We start from the raw sequence: 17,495 nt of genomic DNA, 5'->3' as shown, positions 1-17,495 counted from the left end.
AGCTGCCATTGCAAAATACGCCGGACAAACCAAATCTGGAGACAAAAAATGTGTAATTTTTTTAACATTAATTTACTATTCACCGATAATAAAAGTAAACAATTAAAGGGAATGATTTGTTTGCTGGGTCTGTTTAAAAAGAAGGAAAAACCTCAACCAAAATCGAAGAATAAACCTGCAAGTAGAAAGAAGAACAATGAAAAGGCAGCTGGCAGAAAAGGTGAGATTGGTGAATACAAGATTGACATTCAGCTTTCACAGCTTCCGGAAGAATATAAGTATCTTAATGATATTATGATTAAGAATAGAAAATCTGCTTCAGGTTATTCGCAGATTGACCATATTATAATTACGCCATATGGAATTTTTGTTGTTGAGACGAAAAACTATCAGGGTACGATATACGGTGGTAAAAGTAAAAAATACTGGCTGATCAACGGGAAGTTCAAAATGTTAAATCCTGCCATGCAGAACTATGGACATATCCAGGCACTTAAAGCATTTGTTAATGAGGAATTTCATGAATCGTTTATCTCGCTGGTTTCGTTCACTAAACGTTGTACGCTAAAAATCGATATGGATCTTAGGGATATCCATGCTGACGAGATTGTAATCTATGATCTCTATCTGATCGAAACCATTAATCGGAAAGTCTCGATTGCTAAATTGAAGCATAAAGAGCCTTTTTTATCGGAATGGGATATACAGAATATTTACAATGCCTTGTCTGAAGCGAACATCACAGATCCAACAATCAGGGAACAGCACATTAAAAGTATAAGAGAAAAGAACAACGGTGCAAAATCTGCTGTTGATAAATGTGTTCTCTGCGGTAAGGGTGTTTCACAAAAGGTTAAGGATTACTGCATGGCAAATAAAAAATTCGGCGGGAAAGTGTATTGTTACGAGCATCAGAAGAATCGGTAGTATTATAGAAAATTCCCTAGATGGTTACAAGTCTCTCCGCACAGAAATATTGTGGAGAGTTTTTTTGGAGGATAAATTTATACTTTAGTGAGGTGTGATGAGAACCGAGTAATAAAATGTGCACTTCGTCATTATGTGTCGTTAAGCTCATATAAATATATAGATAGAAAGCAAAGGGAGGATGAAAAAATGAATTATTTAGAAATTGATACTCCGGCACTTTTAATTGAAAAGGAGATCCTTGATAAAAACATTCAATCCATGCAGGAATATGCTGATGCGAACGAAGTAAATTTACGTCCTCATACGAAAACGCATAAAATGCCTGAACTTGCGAAGTTACAAGAAGAAGCAGGTGCTGCTGGAATTACGGTTGCCAAAGCAGGCGAAGCTGAGGTTATGGCAATGAATGGATTGAAAAATATATTTATTGCAAATGAAATTGTCGGGGAAACAAAAATCCGGAGAATCAGAAAATTATCAGAGACAATTGATGTTTCGTTTGGAATTGATAGTGTTTATCAGGTGAATGAAATCGATAAAGTTTTCCAGGGATCTGCCAAAGAAGCAAAGGTTTTAGTGGAGATTGAGGTTGGTGAAAAACGATCAGGCATAATTGAGGAGAATGATTTCCGTGCATTATTGGAAGCGGTTAAGAATAGTCATAACCTTCATTTTAAAGGAGTTTTTTCTCATGACGGTCATACTTACATAGCAGCGAGTGTTGACGAATGCCGGGAATTATACAATGCCAGTGTAAACAGGACATTGCGTTTTGCAGAAATAGCAATTGAAATGGGTCTTAAGCCAGAGGTGGTTAGTATCGGGTCCACTCCGCCATTCATGTTAAATTTCGAAATCCCAAAAGGAGTTACAGAAATAAGACCAGGCACCTACATTTTAATGGATGCCTCTCAATCAAATGTAATCGGTTCATACGAAAATTGTGCAGCAACTGTACTGACAACAATTATCAGCAAACCAACAAATGAGCGTGTCATTACAGATGTAGGAGCGAAAGGGATAACTGCTCAAACCCGGTCTAAAGGCATTACGGCAACTGAAGGGCTTGGTAAAATTAAAGAATTTGAAAATGTGTCCATTCATGGCGTATTTGACGAACATGCGATTATTTATAATGAAGAGTTTAATAGACAGGTAAATATAGGGGATAAAGTACGGATTATTCCGAATCATATCTGCCCGGTTTCCAATTTGCATGAACAAGCCTACTTAATCTCGGAAGGTAAGGTTCTTGAAGAAATTTTGATAGAATGTAGGGGGAAATTACAATAATATGCATTTAAAAGATATGATTGTAAACTTTAGTTAAAAGCCTATGCTTTAGGTGAACAGGAACTAGAAAACTATAATCATGGAGTGTGTTAATTAATGTTGAGTGGTGCGGGGACCATTTATATGGCGATAACCATCATTTTTAAATCGGCTTGTCATTTGATCAACTGACTCTTTACTTCCAAGCGAAACTGCAATATGGGCCCAGCCTAGCCTATCATCCAGGTTCTTCTTATCAATACCTGATTTACGCATAATCTACAAACGTGCACCAGAGTCTAATCACCTACCCTTTAACTGTTTTAAACCTCACTGCATGATATGTATGTAAGAGAGCTCGTCAACATTCGACTATTCGTGCACGTTACAATGATTAATGCAATGTGTTTTAACAGGTGTTTATGAAGCAAAAGAAGAAGTGCCTTTCGATTAAGGAATAAGGTGAAAAAAGCGGACATACACCTCTTATAAAGGGGGGGTGGTTATTATGAAAAAAATTATTATTGGCATTGTTTTATTAATAATCATTTTGGGTTCAACTTTTGTATTTGCAATAAGCTCAGATGAACCGGCAAATGCTAAATCTGATGAACAAATAGAGAATGAATTATTAAAAAGTATGGCAGAAACTAAAAAAGAAAAAGAGAAAATAGAAAAGTTATTTACAAGAAGTTCAAAAGAATTTAAGGATAAAGGATATGATGAGGTAGTATTAAGTTACTCTATTGAAGATCGTATTTTAACCGCACAAGTTAATGATGATGATTTTTTAGACGCCAATAAAAGTCAGATTGAAAGTATAATAGATAAAACTGCAAAAGGGTTAGGATTTAATAATTTTGATATAAACTTTAATGTTTTGGATAGTAACATTACCCGAAGTAAAGAGGATAAAAAGTTAAGGGAATCAATACATAAGGTTTCAAAAGTAGTTTCAGATATAGTAAAGGATAAAGGATATAACCCTTCCTATTCCATATCGGTTAAACCGAAGAAAAAAATTATAATTGAAGGAACAGATAAAGATTTTGCAGGGAATGCTAAACTTGAAAAACGCATTTCTAATGCCATTTTATCAAAGACAAATATGAATTTTACAGTTAAATTAAAGAAGAAAACCGAAAGCGAGATAAGAGATCAGGAATGGCAACCCATATTTACTGCAATAAGAGAGGAAACAAGTAAGAAATTTAACGAATATAGAGGGTTTGCTTCCTCATTCCATCCTGAGCCATTACAGATTATAATAAAAACAAAAATAAATGATAGTTGGTTCGATAATTCAGATGAAAAGGTTAAGGAAATTGAAAATTATGTAGATAAAATAATTGAGTTGAAAATAGAAGAGCTATCTATTAAAGAAATTCCATATGAAATTATTATAAGAGACGAAAACAATAAGAAAATAAATTAAGAAAATTGAACAACTCAATAATATATATGTGGTACGACCGCAAAATGTCTTTCATAGCCTTAATGAAGGACATTTTGCATGTGAAACGACCGTAAAATGTCCTTCATAGCGTTGATGAAGAACATTTTGCATGTGATTCAACCGTGAAATGTCTTTCATAACCTTGATGAAGGACATTTTGCTCGTGATATGACCATGAAATGTCCTTCATTCTTCTGATGTCACCACTTTCATCACATCAATGAAAAATTCAAAAAACAATTATGGTAAATTGTAACATATCAAAAATGTCGTCATTATAAACCATACTTACCATATTTCTTCTTGTACATCTTAATTTTTTTAGAATCCGATTAAAAAGTAAAAATAACGACTCTCGATAAAGAGCCGTTATCATGGAGGTTGCTAAAGAAATAGAAACTCTCTATAGCCATTTTTCTAACGGAAATTATGCCAAAAATTTCTTTGCAATTTTCTTATAGAGATTAATACTATTCATGTATTCGTCAACTTCAACATACTCATCCGGCTGATGGGCAACCGATGTATCTCCAGGTCCCAGCACTATGACCGGAAACTGCTTATCTGCATGTGTGAATTGTGAACTGTCTGTGTAGCCGGTTATTCCTCCCAGTTTGGTCGGAGCGCCTAAAGATTTGGCAGTGTCTTGCACTAATTCAACAAAGGGATCCTCACTGGAGGTCTTCACAGGGGTTTGGTCATTTAATATACGGATGTCTGCTTTAAGATCAGGGTATTTTTCTTTTGCAGATTTTATAACTTGTTCAATTTGCTTGGTAATTTGTTGGTGATTCTGAGAAGGAACGGTCCGTATATCGATATTTGTAAAACATTGGTCAGGTACAACGTTTGTGTTGGATCCGCCTTTGATGACGTCAATGCTGTACGTAGCTCCACCCAGCAGATCGTCTTCCTCGTATTTTAATTCAAATTCTTCATCTAACATCTTATGAATAATTTCATTCATATGGACAATGGCATTCACACCTTTATCCGGCATTGAGCCATGAGCCGTTTTACCGTACGTGATAATTTGTGGCCATAATGCTCCTTTGTGTGCAATCTTGATGTGGTTTTGTGTTGGTTCTGCGACAATCAGGGCATCTAACCGATTGGCGTACCCCTTTTCCGTCAGCTGACGGGCGCCAACAGCACCTGCCTCTTCACCAACTGTTGCTAGAAGTGTAATCTCGCCTTTTTTCGGAAACCCTTCTTCTTTAAGTGAAATCATAGCTATCGCACATGCTACAAGACCACTTTTCATGTCACACGTCCCACGGCCATAAATTTTTCCGTCCTCTTCTTCGGCTCCAAAAGGGTCATGCTCCCATTCGTTTTCCCCGGTGGGAACAACATCCATGTGACCTGTTAGTCCAAGAACGGGTCCGTCTTCTTCGCCTTTTAAATGAGCAATTAAATTGGCCCGATTGTCATCGTATTCCACAAGTTCGGTCTCAATACCATGTTCATCGAAAAGGGTTTTTATTTTATTAGCAACCTCTGTTTCATTTCCTGAAGGATTGACACTTTTAATTTTAATGATGTCTTTTAAAAATGATTTGGCTTGTTCCTGATCCATATGATCACCTCTGATTTAAATTTCCTCTTATTTTTCCATGTTAACCGGAAAATAAAAGTGTAACCTGCAATGGTTGGAAAAATGAATGAATCGTTATAGAATAACAATATCAATCGAAAAGGGAAGAGAAACAATGACGTGGGAAGTTCTTAATATTATAGGTACCCTTGCCTTTGCCATTAGTGGTGCCATTATTGCAATGAAAGAGGATTATGACATACTAGGTGTTCAGGTATTGGGATTCACGACGGCGTTCGGGGGCAGTACGATTCGTAATTTGTTAATTGGCATACCGATTGAAAACATCTGGACGCAGGGTGATTTATTCATCGCCGTCTTCCTGACGAATATCATTGTATTTATACTACCGACTCAGTGGCTTCAATATTGGGATAAATGGGGAATTTTCTTTGATGCGCTTGGATTGGCTTCATTTGCGATACAGGGGGCTTTGAGCGCCGTTGGAGTCGATGCACCATTAAGTGCTGTACTGGTTGCAGCTACATTGACAGGGTCGGGCGGAGGCATGATCCGCGATGTTTTTGCAGGGAGAAAACCGATGATCTTTCGTGAAGAGATTTATGCGCTTTGGGCGACATTTGGCGGTTTAATGATTGGCCTCGGCCTCATCCAGGGACCTTGGTCAACAGGTGCTCTGTTTGTCGCGATTGTAACATTAAGGATGTTATCGGTGCATTACAAATGGAGATTACCCCAGCATTCCATATCATAATGATACGTTTTCTTATTTTATCTTCGACATAAGTCAATCGGGCGTAAATCCGCAAGAGTGGTTTGCGCCCGTGTTTTTTTACGAGCTGAATTGTTGCGTAATGTTAGATTGAAAAAGGTAAATCATAATAGTTGCACTTAAAATAAATGGTATATATAATTATTATCGAAAATCGATATTGGCTTTCGCTTTTAGAAAGGATTGTTTTTTTATGGATAATAAAGTACTGCGTAAATTGTTCCTGGGTTTCATTCAAATTCATATTTTACATCACGCAAAGGAGGAAGCTATTTATGGTTCCTGGATGTTGGAGGAACTGCGGGAACACGGTTATGAAATAAGTGCGGGAACCTTGTATCCAATTCTTCACAATATGGAAGTAGATGAGTTATTGGATAAAGAAGATGTTAATGTCAATGGAAAGATAAGAAAATATTATCGGATCACAGATAAGGGGGAGACCGTGCTTAATGAAGCGCGTTCGAAAGCTTATGAACTCTTTAAAGAAATAAAATAATTAAGGCAGGTGCAGTATGGATAAACAAAATAACAATAAAAGCAGTTTTAAGATTCTGTTGGAGATTTTATTTGCATCCACAAAGTTGGGGTTAACATCGTTTGGCGGTCCTGTTGCTCATTTGGCTTACTTTAAGGATGAGTATATTGATCGCAGGAAGTGGTTGGATGACAAAACCTATGCAGATATTATTGCGCTTTGCCAATTCTTACCGGGACCCGCAAGCAGCCAGGTGGGAATTTCAATAGGTATGTTGCGCGGAGGACTTTTAGGCGGTATCGTTTCCTGGATAGGTTTTACCCTTCCATCGGTTATTGTCCTGATTTTGTTCGCGCTTGCTTATCAGACGTTTTCCTTAGAAGATGCAGCATTTATTCATAGCTTAAAAGTTGTAGCTGCAGCAGTAGTCTTGCATGCTCTTATTGGATTAGGAAGAAAATTAACTCCCGACAAAACTCGTCTTGGGATAGCGGTTGCAGCCGCATTTATTATGTTACTTTATCCTTCCGCATGGATGCAGATTCTCATCATTTTAGGAGCAGGGCTATTAGGACTGAAACTATTTAAAAATAAAGCTGAATCCAATGTAAAGCCTTTTTCAGTATCTATTTCAAAGAAAACAGGAATTATTTCATTAAGTATTCTGGTAGTTTCGCTAATCGCTCTGCCTATCATAACAAGGCTTACCAATAATTCACTTGTTAGTATATTCGATATCTTTTTCAGGGTAGGTTCGTTAGTCTTTGGCGGCGGTCATGTTGTTTTACCAATGATTGAGCGGGAAGTTGTACCACAAGGTTGGTTGTCACCAGACGAATTTCTGGCTGGATATGGCATGGCACAGGCTGTACCGGGACCTTTGTTTACGTTTTCCAGTTACTTAGGAACGATGATGGAAGGTATCGGAGGGGCAGTAGTTGCAACGATTGGTATATTTTTACCGTCATTTTTACTCATTGTAGCAGCCCTGCCGTTTTTAAATGAATTGCGTAAACGTGCTTCTTTCCAGGGAATTCTTATGGGTGTTAATGCGAGCGTTGTAGGTATCTTATTAGCCGCGTTCTATGATCCCGTTGTAAAGAGTTCTATCTTTGACGGTTCTGATTTTGCTTTAGGTGTTATATTATTTGCCTTGCTGAATATCTGGAAAATTCCAGCATGGCTAATCGTTATTTTAGGTGTTGTTGGAGGATATATTATTAATTTTACAGGAATGTAGTTCAGTTTAATTATCATTATTTTATAAACGTTTTGCGGAGACTGGTGAATAACAAAAATAAAAAACTGAAAGCAGGTGATTATAATGCATCAAGGTGACGAAGTTTTTGTTACAAAATCCGGGAAATATTATCATTATTTTGATGATGATTGTCCTACCAGTTCCAGTATTATGAAAGGAAAGAAACAGGCGAAAAGGGTGAAGGAAGAAGAGACAAAAGCGATGGGACTTACACTTTGCAGGCACTGTGCAAAAGAGTATGCGGAAGACATGAGAGAGAGGCAAGGATGTGGTGCTGCCGCAGCGTTCTTTGTCGGGCTAGGTGTTGCATCCATTACACTGGCTAATGTGATACTATAATTAGTATTTAAAATGAATGGGCTTATAGAAATAAATACCACGTGCGTGAAGCGCATTCAAACATGCGAGTGGTGCCAAAAAACGTGCGAGCAACGCTTTAAAACGTGCGAGCAATGCTTCAAAACGTGCAAGGATCACTCCCAAACGTGCGAGCCACGCACCAAACACGCAATTAACGCTCCAAAATAATACAAGAGGTCGGGAGTTCAGTCACTCCCGACCTCTTCCATGTATTTATACTCGATCCCAAAATCGCTGCTGACCAATGGCAGAGACAAATTGCTCTGCAAAATTTTGATTATTTTCGGCGAAAACAACACCGGCTAAGTTATTTTTTTCTGTTGTCTGAATAAAAGGTTGCCCGGTTGTTGCAACACCAATTGGTTTATAGTGATTATACGCATTAGTTATATAACTCATTGCCTTTTGATTGAATAGAGCTGGGTTATTCGTGTTTCCTCCAACAACATAGAGCGAGTCAAGCAGATATGGACTTGTTGTAAGAAAAGTCTTGTCGACTTCTATTTTTGTCCCTTCTTCACCTGTAACCGTACCAAGCTGCTCGCTCACGATGTCTGTAAAGACCCCGGATTGTTTTAGCATGTTAAGCACATTTGTAACCTCTTGATCTTTAAATCCATTTCCAATTACCACCCCGACTTTTTGCGTAGATGGGTTTCGGGGTGAATTGGCCTGGCTAAGCGAAGGATAACTTGTTTCTACTGGTACATGGGATCCGCTTGGACGATCAACACCAATATTATCAGCGACGATACAGGCCATTTCCCTATCCACGTTAACCAGCACATTCACGTTTTGCTGGCGGACGGATACATTTTGAACTCTGCCCAGCTGATAGCTCAACGCTTGAATGGTATGCTGTTTTTCAACAGGTGATAAGCTGTTCCAGAATATCCTTGGTTGTGCGAAGTACTCCTTGAACGATTCGCTCCGGGCACGTACAGCCTGTCCTTCCGTTTTTTTGGGATAATGTTCATAGCCGCCTTCTTCCTGTGGTGTTGTATTTGGCGTATTATCTGCAATCGAATTATTAAGGTAGCTTACCTGATCCACATCAATTCGATATCGCATAGAACCTCGTCGGTTATTATTATGAAACGGGCAGATCGGCTGATTGATTGGTAAGTCCTGAAAGTTAGATCCAAGCCGATGGTATTGTGCACTTTGATAGGCAATTAATCTTCCCTGCAGGACGGGGTCATTGGAAAAGTCAATTCCAGGAACAACATTTGCAGGATTAAATGCTACTTGTTCCAATTCCGCAAATTCATTGTCGACGTTTCGATTCAAGGTCATCTTTCCAATAAACTGAACTGGGATGAGTTCTTCAGGCCAAAACTTGGAAGAATCGAGAACATCAAAATCGTATTTAAATTCATCCTCTACCGGAATCAACTGGACACCTAACTCCCATTCAGGATATGCTCCGCGATCAATCGCTTCCCTTAAATCACGACGATGGAAGTCAGGGTCTATTCCGCCAATCTTCTGTGCCTCATCCTGTGTTAAGGAATGGATACCAAGCATAGGCTTCCATACAAACCTCACAAAAGTTTCTTTCCCTTGTTCATTCACAAACAGGTACGTATTGATTGAAAATGATTCTATCGTTCGGTAACTCCGTGGGATGCCCCGGTCAGACATAATCCACAGCACCTGGTGAAGCGATTCCGGATTATTGGCAACATAATCCCAAAAATTGTCGTGTGCGCCACTTGCTTGAGGCATTCCTGTACGCGGATTGGGGAAGTACGCATGTAACGCATCCGGAAACTTCATCGAATCCTGAAGTATTTTAACGGGCATATTAATCGTTGTCAGGTCATAATTTCCTTCTTCTGTATAAAATTTTGTGCCCCAGCAACGCATATCCCTTGCCGTGTCTTTTGAACCTTTACTTCCCTGGACAGTAGAAAAACGGACAAAAATCGAAGTCTTCTTACCGGCTTCTTGCAAAAAACCAGCTTTTGTAACGTGTTTCATCGACTCGTAGCATTCAAATTCCCCATGGGCTCCATATCCTCTGGCATGTACCACTCTTTCCGGTATCTCTTCCTTTACAAAACGAGTCATTTTTTCAAAGAATTCATAGTCCTGACGCAAGGAAGGACCGCGGTCACCAGCTTTTAATTGGTCCTCATTATTTGCTATTTTTTTCCCTTGATTTGTCGTCAGTGGATGCCCAGTGTTTTGGACGCGGTACTTATCCAATTGCTGATTTTTAAGATTTTGTGCACCCGCTTGTTTGTTTTCTGATGATGAATTATCCATCGAGTCACCCAGCCTTTTATCGTTTTTTTATTCCACTTTTAATATGTGTTACTTGTCTTGTGGGTATACGGCTTTCGGTTATATTAGCTTTAAAAAGGTATTAAAATGAAGGAACTTTTGAAGACGTTGATCTTTGAGATTAGCCTCAATTGAAAATACGAGTAAATAGGAGAATGAATTATAAAAAATATAACGCTAGAGGAAAAAATATATTTAACTACACACAGTATTTATAGGTTTTATACGATAGGATGACCAATTTTCCGACATGTTATTCTAGTAAGAAATATTTAATTTCAGTAAATCGTCAAAAAATTCACTGTAATATATTGCATTTTGCGACGGAAAATAGTATGATAAGTTTCATCGATATATTGCATATCATTACAAAATTATAAACATCATAGGAGGTAACTTGTCATGAAGGGGAAACTGTCTTTTTCGTCTTACGCAGCAATTGGCGTCATGTTGTTTGCACTATTTTTTGGGGCTGGAAATCTGATTTTTCCGGCACAGCTTGGTCAAAATTCCGGTACAAACCTTTTACCGGCGATTGCAGGATTTTTAATTACAGGAGTGGGATTGCCGCTGCTTGGAATTATAGCAATGAGTTTTTCGGGGAGCAGTAATTTGCAGGAACTTTCAAGCCGTGTACATCCAGTATATGCCGTGTTTTTCACGTCGTTGCTTTATTTAACAATCGGCCCGTTTTTTGCGTCACCACGTACAGGTACGGTTGCGTTTGAGATTGGTATCTCGCCTTTTTTAAATGAATCTTCACAGCAAATAGGGCTATTTTTTTTTTCATTACTGTTTTTCGCTGTGGTACTCTGGTTTTCATTAAAACCTGCCAAGCTTGTTGATAATGTTGGAAAAATTTTGGCACCTGGACTGGTTGTGCTGCTTGCAGTTCTTCTGATTACGGCGATTTTCAATCCGATGGGAGCGATGGAAGCCCCTCAGGAAGCTTATGCAAGCGGAGCATTAATAACTGGATTCCTTGAAGGGTATAATACAATGGATGCACTTGCCTCGTTGGTATTTGGTATTATCGTTATTAATGCTATCCGGGCAATGGGCGTAACATCCAAAAACGACATTCTAAAAACAACCATAAAGGCAGGTAGTATTGCTATATTACTGCTTGGAATGATCTATGTCGGGATTGCATATTTGGGGGCAACGAGTACACAAGTTTTCGGAATTTTTGAAACTGGCGGTCCGGTTTTAAGTGGTGCTGCATCCTATTATTTTGGCACGTTTGGATCCATTCTGCTGGCAATTACTATTACGTTGGCATGCTTGACGACTGCAATCGGACTGACTACTGCCAATGCGGAATATTTTCATACACTATTTCCGAGCATTAGTTATAAATCACTGGTTGTTTTCTTTGCAACCTTAACATTTGTCATTGCAAACTTTGGATTGGCGAACATTATTACCTATTCCGTACCGGTCTTAATGTTCTTGTATCCGCTGGCGATTGTGCTGATGCTCCTGACATTCTTGTCACCATTGTTTAATCATGCACGGATCGTTTATAGTTCAACCATCGCTGTTACGTTTTTGATCAGTATCATTGATGGTCTCAAGTCGCTTTGTGAATCACTGGGAATCGAATATTTCAGTTGGATGCAGCCTATTGTAGCTTTCTATGAAGAATCGTTACCTCTGTACAGTCAGGGACTTGGTTGGCTGCTGCCGGCTGTTGTCGTTATTGCAGTCACTGGTATCATCAGCCGTTTTCAAAAAACAGCTGCAGTACATGCATCATCATAATCCATAAAAAAAGCCGGCTTCCTCTTTCGTGAGGGGCCGGCTTTTTTTATTTTTTCTTAAATTCCTGTAATGTACGGAGCCAATTTTCTTTCATGATGGCTACAGCTTTCTCTTTGTTGCCATGTTTCATGGAAGTGATAATGGCCCTGTGCTCATCAATTGATTTTTCGGTTAAAACAATGGAATTATGGAAAAAATGCCTGCGAACATGTGCCTGTAATGATTCTAAAATTCCCTGGATATATGTGTTTTTTGTTATGTCAACAATTACTTGGTGAAATTCTTCATCGATTTTTAATGCGGCATAGCCGTTATTGGAATAGATTGCTTTTGCAAAGCGTTCGTTGATATTTCCGAGTTGTGTGAGCTGATCCTCAGTCAAATGGTCAATTGCCAGTTCGGCGGATAAAGATTGCAATGCTGCCAGTGGCGGGAGAAGATCGTTAATGGCCTCCCGTTCTATTTCGGTTACTTGTGTCGCTTTACCCGGATACATCTTAACAAACCCTTGCACTTCCAGCAGCTGCAACGATTCACGAATCGGTGTTCTGCTGATTCCTAATGCTTCAGCCAGTTCTGTATCATTTAATTTTTCGCCGGGAAGCAGCGTTCCATCAATAATCCACTGCTGAAGCTGGTTGAACGCATTCTCCTTTGCAGATTGACGAACAGGTTTTGAATGGTTTGCAGGTATTGGCATGGGAAATCCGCCTTTCTATATACTCATCTTGTATTATATAGTATACATGAAAATACATTGTATTGGAATATGCAATATATCATGGTGCGTGGTAGCAGCAAACTGTTAAGCTGAGGAATGTTTTTAAAGGGTATTACAGTGACTGGATTATTTTATGCCATAAACATCTCTAGGTGGTGGTGTTGACAATTTCACCATCCAGATTTTTGCGTCCCGCCACCAGTAGGCGGACATATTTTCCATTATTCAGTATATATTGCAGTGAATTACTTCTTTTTTGATGATTAACGGAATAAATGTCCGTGAATATCGTTAAAACAGTATTTATGCGTCAAATAGAGGATTATATGTCCGCTTAAAACTGATTCGCGCTTATTTAAGAATAATATCTTTAAATCTATTATTTCCTAAACCGTTTGCTTCCAGCGCATGAGCAGTAAACATCAATCTGCTATTCACCGATAATAAGAGCAGACAAATATATGGGGGAGTTATTATGGAGAAGGGAAGTATCTACAAAAGTGAAGCAGGGAAAAAGACTATTTCACAGCAATATGAAAGCTATGTTAATTCACTGCCATTTAAAGTTGAACGTGTTTTTGTTGATACCAAATTTGGTAAAACACATGTCCTGACTGCAGGCCCACCTGAGGGGAAACCAATTTTTATTTTTCAGGGTGGCAACTGTATCAATCCAATGACGTTATCCTGGTTTAGAGCTTTGGCATCGAAGTATCGGATATATGCACCGGATACGATTGGGCATCCGGGATACAGCGATGAAACAAGGATTTCCGCAAAGGATGACAGTTTTGCACAGTGGACAGAAGAATTAATGAATTATTTTGGTATTAACCACTGTGCATTCATTGGTCCGTCGTATGGCGCTGGAATTATTTTACGAATCGCAACTTATATGCCGGACAAAATTGACTGCGCCGTCCTGGTCTCGCCGGCAGGAATAAAGATGGGTTCCAAGCTGAAAATGATTAAAGATATTTTGATTCCAATGGTTTTGTTTAATCTTACTTCTTCCAAAAAACACCTTGATAAAATTGGCGGAAATATGTCTGATAACAGCATGAAAGAAATGGACCAAGCTATTATTGGTGATGTATTTAAGCATGTAAAACTGGAACAGGATATGCCGAAGCTGACGAGTAAAGATGAGCTGCGTAATTATGACGCACCAACACTGGTCATCGCAGGGAAGAAGGATGTCTTTTTTACGGAAAACAGAATACATAAAGCCGCGTATCAAATTATTCCAAACTTAATTGATTTCCAATCCTATGATATGGGACATTTCCCGTCAGAGAATCATCTGATTAAAATCAATGAGGAGATCGGGGAGTTTTTAAGGGAGCGGTATTGATTTTGTGCCAGGCACCCGGAACTGATTATGATACTTCCGGGTGCCTGGCATTTTGTTATCTCAAACTTGCATTTTCCCCATGAATCTCCCGCACAATTTCTTTCTCTTTTTTTGGCGGATGGAGGAACAGTGCCAAAATAAATGCGATGAAGGCAAGGATGGTACTGCCCATAAACGCCCATTCAAATCCTGCAACCTGGGCCAGCTGTTTGATTGTGTCAGGTGTTGCCGTTTCTGCTGGCACAAAGTTTTTCGTACCCATCGCAACGAGTGTTACCAGGATAGCCGTACCAATGGATGCAGATATTTGCTGCAGTGTGTTGGCTACAGCTGAACCGTGCGCATACCATTTTGGCGGAAGCTGGTTCAATGCTGAAGTCATGACCGGCATAAGTGCAAATGACAGTCCAAGCATGCGAATCGCATAAATGATAGTCAAATAGGTGAATGATGTATCCAGCGACAATCTTGTAAACATAAATGTCGTTACAGTCACAATACTAAGGCCGATCAACGCAAGCCATTTGGCACCATATTTATCAAATAGCCGTCCGGTAATTGGTGATAGAATTCCAATGACTATTGCTCCCGGAAGCAGCATCAGTCCGGATTCAAGCGGTGAGAATCCCAATACGTTTTGCATAAATAACGGCAGCAATGTTTCTGCACCGATTAACGAGACGAGAACCGTCATCGTGATTATAATTGCCAGCGTGAAAATCCGGAACTGGAACACCCGGAATTCGAGCATTGGCGTTTTCAATACAAGCTGGCGCCAGATGAACAGTCCAATCACAATTACACCAATTGCAATCGAGGTGATAACGATGGTACTGTTCCATCCCTTTTCCGCAGCAATACTGAATCCATACAGGAATGAACCGAATCCAACCGAAGACAGAATAATCGACAATACATCAATTTTCGGTTTACGGAGTTCCGTCACATTCCGCAAGAAAAGTGCTGCGATTGTCATGGTAACTGCAACAATCGGAAGTACAGTAAGAAATAAGGAACGCCAGCTGTAATGTTCGAGCAGCCAGCCTGACAGTGTCGGACCTATTGCCGGACCAAACGCAATGACAATTCCGATCATTCCCATTGCTGTACCGCGCCGTTCAACTGAAATAACTGCCAGGAGTACGGTCATCAAAAGCGGCAGCATTATTCCGGATCCGGAAGCCTGCACCACACGTCCCAAGAGCAGTACCGGGTATGCAGTAGCTATTGCTGCGATGGCAGTACCTGCGCCGAATAATCCAATTGCTGTTAAAAATAATCCTCTGGTTGAAAACCGATCAATTAAAAATGCTGAAATAGGTATCATAATTCCATTTGTCATTAAAAAAGCGGTTGTCATCCATTGCACTTCACCCTGTGTAATGGAAAATGCATCCTGAATCGTCGGAAGTGCTGTTGCCAGTAATGTTTCATTAATAATTCCCATGAATGCGCCTGTCAACAATGCAGCTATCATCAATGCTTTTTGTTTTGGCGGTAAATCCCAGGAAGTTGCTGTTTCACTCATGTTAAATCCCCTTTCGATACTTCCCATGCTGTCAATACGCTGGTTAGTTGTGTTTTTAAATAGGAGCGGCGGTGCAGCTGAGCAAGCAGAGCATCGACCAGAAATTCTCTTGGTTGTTTTTCTGCGAGTTCTTTTATTAATAAATTGATTGTCTGTAAATCATTTTCCAGCGACTTACTTTTTTCTGTTTTATTGTTCAGTTCTGACCGTAATGTATTCAAATCATCTATCATACCCTCTTTGATAGAAGCTGGCGAATCGTTGTCACTATAATTCGGCAGCATCGGCGTTACCGGATCATCACTTTCAACCATTGCTTTAAGCCGTTCAGCGATAAAATCTCCCAATCGCTCCAGGGATAAAGCGGGTGCTTTCCAAATAATCCGCATAAGGTAACTATGAATGATACCTTCCATAATCACTGCCAAATCACTTAAATAACTTTTGACCTTTGGACCGAAAGTATCCAGCAATGCTTGTTTATGCCATTGGTGATGTGTCTTCCGTATCCGGTTCAGAAATTCTGATATTTGCCCTTTTTCATGTGGGGGAAAATCAGTAATTAATGCAAGAAAAAAAGATCTGTACTCAATTGATTTTTCAAGTTCGACCGTGATTTTCCGTTTCAGTACCAATAGAGGTGACTGATGTAAATCTTCAGCAAACCGGTCTGCTTCTTTGAACATGTCATCATAATAACGCTGCAGCAGTTCCAATATCATGCTTTCTTTTGAATCAAAGTGTTTATAAAAAGCACCCTTCGATATGCCACACGCTTTGGTAATATCCGCCACGGATGTAGCATGAAAGCCGTTTTTTTGAAATAACTGAGCAGCTGCATCCAGCAATTCTTCATGTCGTTGTGCCATTACGATCCTCCTGATTTTGACTAACTATTTACTATTGGTAACTTTATAGTCACCGGTATATAATAACATCATCTATAGTTAGAAACAAGTGGAACAGATGGAGATTTTTTAGTGGATGATTGCAGGCGAGGCTGGCAGATATAATTGGGTTTTAAGAAGAACACACTATAGAATAGAGAGCAAAATCATAATCAAGGCCTGGATGACCATTGTGACAGCATTTTGTGCCAATGGTCCAAGAATTAATGCACTGCGTTTAGCAGGTGAAACGAGAAAGCGGCTTAAAACGCCGCGCGTAAGGTCACCAATAATGCTCATACTCCGGTTTTTTTAGACAGTTGACCAATGGAATACATTTGATGACCTCCTTTGAATTTCAGAATAAAATATAACGTAATGTGTTATTCAAGGGTGAAGTTAAATTATTTTTCAGACAGATGATAATGCCTTGTCGATATATAGTTATGGCCTATGATAACGATAGGAAAAGGCTTATTGATTACGTGCCCTACACGTAATAAGCTATATGTAAGTCAATATTCAAGGAGGTCTAATCGATGGGAAAAGCAGTTTTTTATCATGCAGGATGTCCGGTATGTATGGATGCGGAGAAAATGATGATGGGGTACTTGGATCAATCAAAGGTGGATTTGGAAATTGTTGATTTCAACAATGATGCCTCTCGTTTTAATTCCCACTAGAAAATCCATCCCCCTTGTAAGTTAAGTAGAAAAAACAATTCCCTTGCTAGTTGAGTGACGAAACTAAATCATATAGGTCCATTCTAGGTAAAAGCCATTTTTAATTCCAGTTCAAAAAATTATTGACCTGTTCATCTCTATAATCGAAGCCCGAGTGAAAAAGGTGGCATAAAATTTTAAAA

The 17,495-nt window shown here is 39.2% G+C and carries 15 protein-coding genes; 10 read left to right on the top strand and 5 right to left on the bottom strand.

Features of this window, described 5'->3' with window-relative positions; all coding sequences use genetic code 11:
- Nucleotides 1-48: 48 nt before the first annotated feature.
- The 3 genes from G6R02_RS11385 (at nucleotide 49) to G6R02_RS19950 (ending at nucleotide 3,637) form a co-directional block, all read left to right on the top strand.
- Entirely contained in the window at nucleotides 49-927 is an 879-nt protein-coding gene (locus G6R02_RS11385) for a nuclease-related domain-containing protein (protein WP_246202551.1), read from the top strand.
- 189 nt (nucleotides 928-1,116) lie between these two features.
- Complete coding sequence (locus tag G6R02_RS11380; protein WP_164669369.1) at nucleotides 1,117-2,223, top strand: D-TA family PLP-dependent enzyme; 1,107 nt, start codon at nucleotides 1,117-1,119, stop codon at nucleotides 2,221-2,223.
- Nucleotides 2,224-2,710: 487 nt separating this feature from the next.
- Nucleotides 2,711-3,637, top strand: coding sequence for a hypothetical protein (locus G6R02_RS19950; RefSeq protein ID WP_205520122.1), 927 nt, complete (start codon nucleotides 2,711-2,713; stop codon nucleotides 3,635-3,637).
- A gap of 448 nt (nucleotides 3,638-4,085) precedes the next feature.
- Here G6R02_RS19950 and G6R02_RS11370 read toward each other — a convergent pair whose 3' ends face one another.
- Entirely contained in the window at nucleotides 4,086-5,237 is a 1,152-nt protein-coding gene (locus G6R02_RS11370) for an ArgE/DapE family deacylase (protein WP_164669368.1), read from the bottom strand.
- Nucleotides 5,238-5,370: 133 nt separating this feature from the next.
- On the opposite strand from G6R02_RS11370, the gene G6R02_RS11365 reads away from it, so the two are divergent.
- The 4 genes from G6R02_RS11365 to G6R02_RS11350 all read left to right on the top strand — a co-directional run bounded on the left by G6R02_RS11365 (nucleotide 5,371) and on the right by G6R02_RS11350 (nucleotide 8,066).
- Nucleotides 5,371-5,970: a trimeric intracellular cation channel family protein gene (locus G6R02_RS11365; protein WP_164669367.1), complete on the top strand. Its 600-nt coding sequence runs from the start codon at nucleotides 5,371-5,373 to the stop codon at nucleotides 5,968-5,970.
- 211 nt (nucleotides 5,971-6,181) lie between these two features.
- Complete coding sequence (locus G6R02_RS11360) at nucleotides 6,182-6,487, top strand: PadR family transcriptional regulator (protein ID WP_164669366.1); 306 nt, start codon at nucleotides 6,182-6,184, stop codon at nucleotides 6,485-6,487.
- A gap of 16 nt (nucleotides 6,488-6,503) precedes the next feature.
- Entirely contained in the window at nucleotides 6,504-7,706 is a 1,203-nt protein-coding gene (gene chrA / locus G6R02_RS11355; protein WP_164669365.1) for a chromate efflux transporter, read from the top strand.
- An 84-nt stretch (nucleotides 7,707-7,790) separates the two neighbouring features.
- Nucleotides 7,791-8,066 carry a hypothetical protein gene (locus G6R02_RS11350; RefSeq protein WP_164669364.1) on the top strand — a complete coding sequence of 92 codons (276 nt, stop codon included), beginning with the start codon at nucleotides 7,791-7,793 and terminating at the stop codon, nucleotides 8,064-8,066.
- Between the two features lie 234 nt (nucleotides 8,067-8,300).
- Here the strand turns inward: G6R02_RS11350 and G6R02_RS11345 are convergent, their stop codons facing one another.
- Nucleotides 8,301-10,358: a catalase gene (locus tag G6R02_RS11345; protein WP_164669363.1), complete on the bottom strand. Its 2,058-nt coding sequence runs from the start codon at nucleotides 10,356-10,358 to the stop codon at nucleotides 8,301-8,303.
- A 420-nt stretch (nucleotides 10,359-10,778) separates the two neighbouring features.
- Here G6R02_RS11345 and brnQ point away from each other — a divergent pair, with 420 nt between their 5' ends.
- Nucleotides 10,779-12,140, top strand: coding sequence for a branched-chain amino acid transport system II carrier protein (brnQ, locus tag G6R02_RS11340; protein ID WP_164669362.1), 1,362 nt, complete (start codon nucleotides 10,779-10,781; stop codon nucleotides 12,138-12,140).
- Between the two features lie 46 nt (nucleotides 12,141-12,186).
- Here the strand turns inward: brnQ and G6R02_RS11335 are convergent, their stop codons facing one another.
- Entirely contained in the window at nucleotides 12,187-12,840 is a 654-nt protein-coding gene (locus G6R02_RS11335) for a GntR family transcriptional regulator (protein ID WP_164669361.1), read from the bottom strand.
- A gap of 496 nt (nucleotides 12,841-13,336) precedes the next feature.
- Between G6R02_RS11335 and G6R02_RS11330 the strand changes: the two genes are divergently transcribed.
- Nucleotides 13,337-14,215, top strand: coding sequence for an alpha/beta fold hydrolase (locus tag G6R02_RS11330; RefSeq protein WP_164669360.1), 879 nt, complete (start codon nucleotides 13,337-13,339; stop codon nucleotides 14,213-14,215).
- A 55-nt stretch (nucleotides 14,216-14,270) separates the two neighbouring features.
- On the opposite strand, the gene G6R02_RS11325 is transcribed toward G6R02_RS11330, so the two are convergent.
- Nucleotides 14,271-15,743 (bottom strand): MDR family MFS transporter, encoded by a 1,473-nt coding sequence (locus G6R02_RS11325; protein WP_164669359.1) that lies wholly within the window; start codon nucleotides 15,741-15,743, stop codon nucleotides 14,271-14,273.
- Complete coding sequence (locus tag G6R02_RS11320) at nucleotides 15,740-16,612, bottom strand: TetR/AcrR family transcriptional regulator (protein WP_164669358.1); 873 nt, start codon at nucleotides 16,610-16,612, stop codon at nucleotides 15,740-15,742. Before G6R02_RS11320 ends, G6R02_RS11325 begins: the two co-directional genes overlap by 4 nt.
- A 557-nt stretch (nucleotides 16,613-17,169) precedes the next feature.
- Here G6R02_RS11320 and G6R02_RS11315 point away from each other — a divergent pair.
- Nucleotides 17,170-17,313: a hypothetical protein gene (locus G6R02_RS11315; RefSeq protein WP_246202550.1), complete on the top strand. Its 144-nt coding sequence runs from the start codon at nucleotides 17,170-17,172 to the stop codon at nucleotides 17,311-17,313.
- The last annotated feature ends 182 nt before the right edge of the window (nucleotides 17,314-17,495 follow it).

It is taken from the genome of Virgibacillus doumboii (assembly GCF_902806455.1).
GTDB lineage: Bacteria > Bacillota > Bacilli > Bacillales > Amphibacillaceae > Lentibacillus > Lentibacillus doumboii.
The sequence above is the reverse complement of the archived record's forward strand: the minus strand, read 5'-3'. Positions and strand labels throughout refer to the sequence as shown.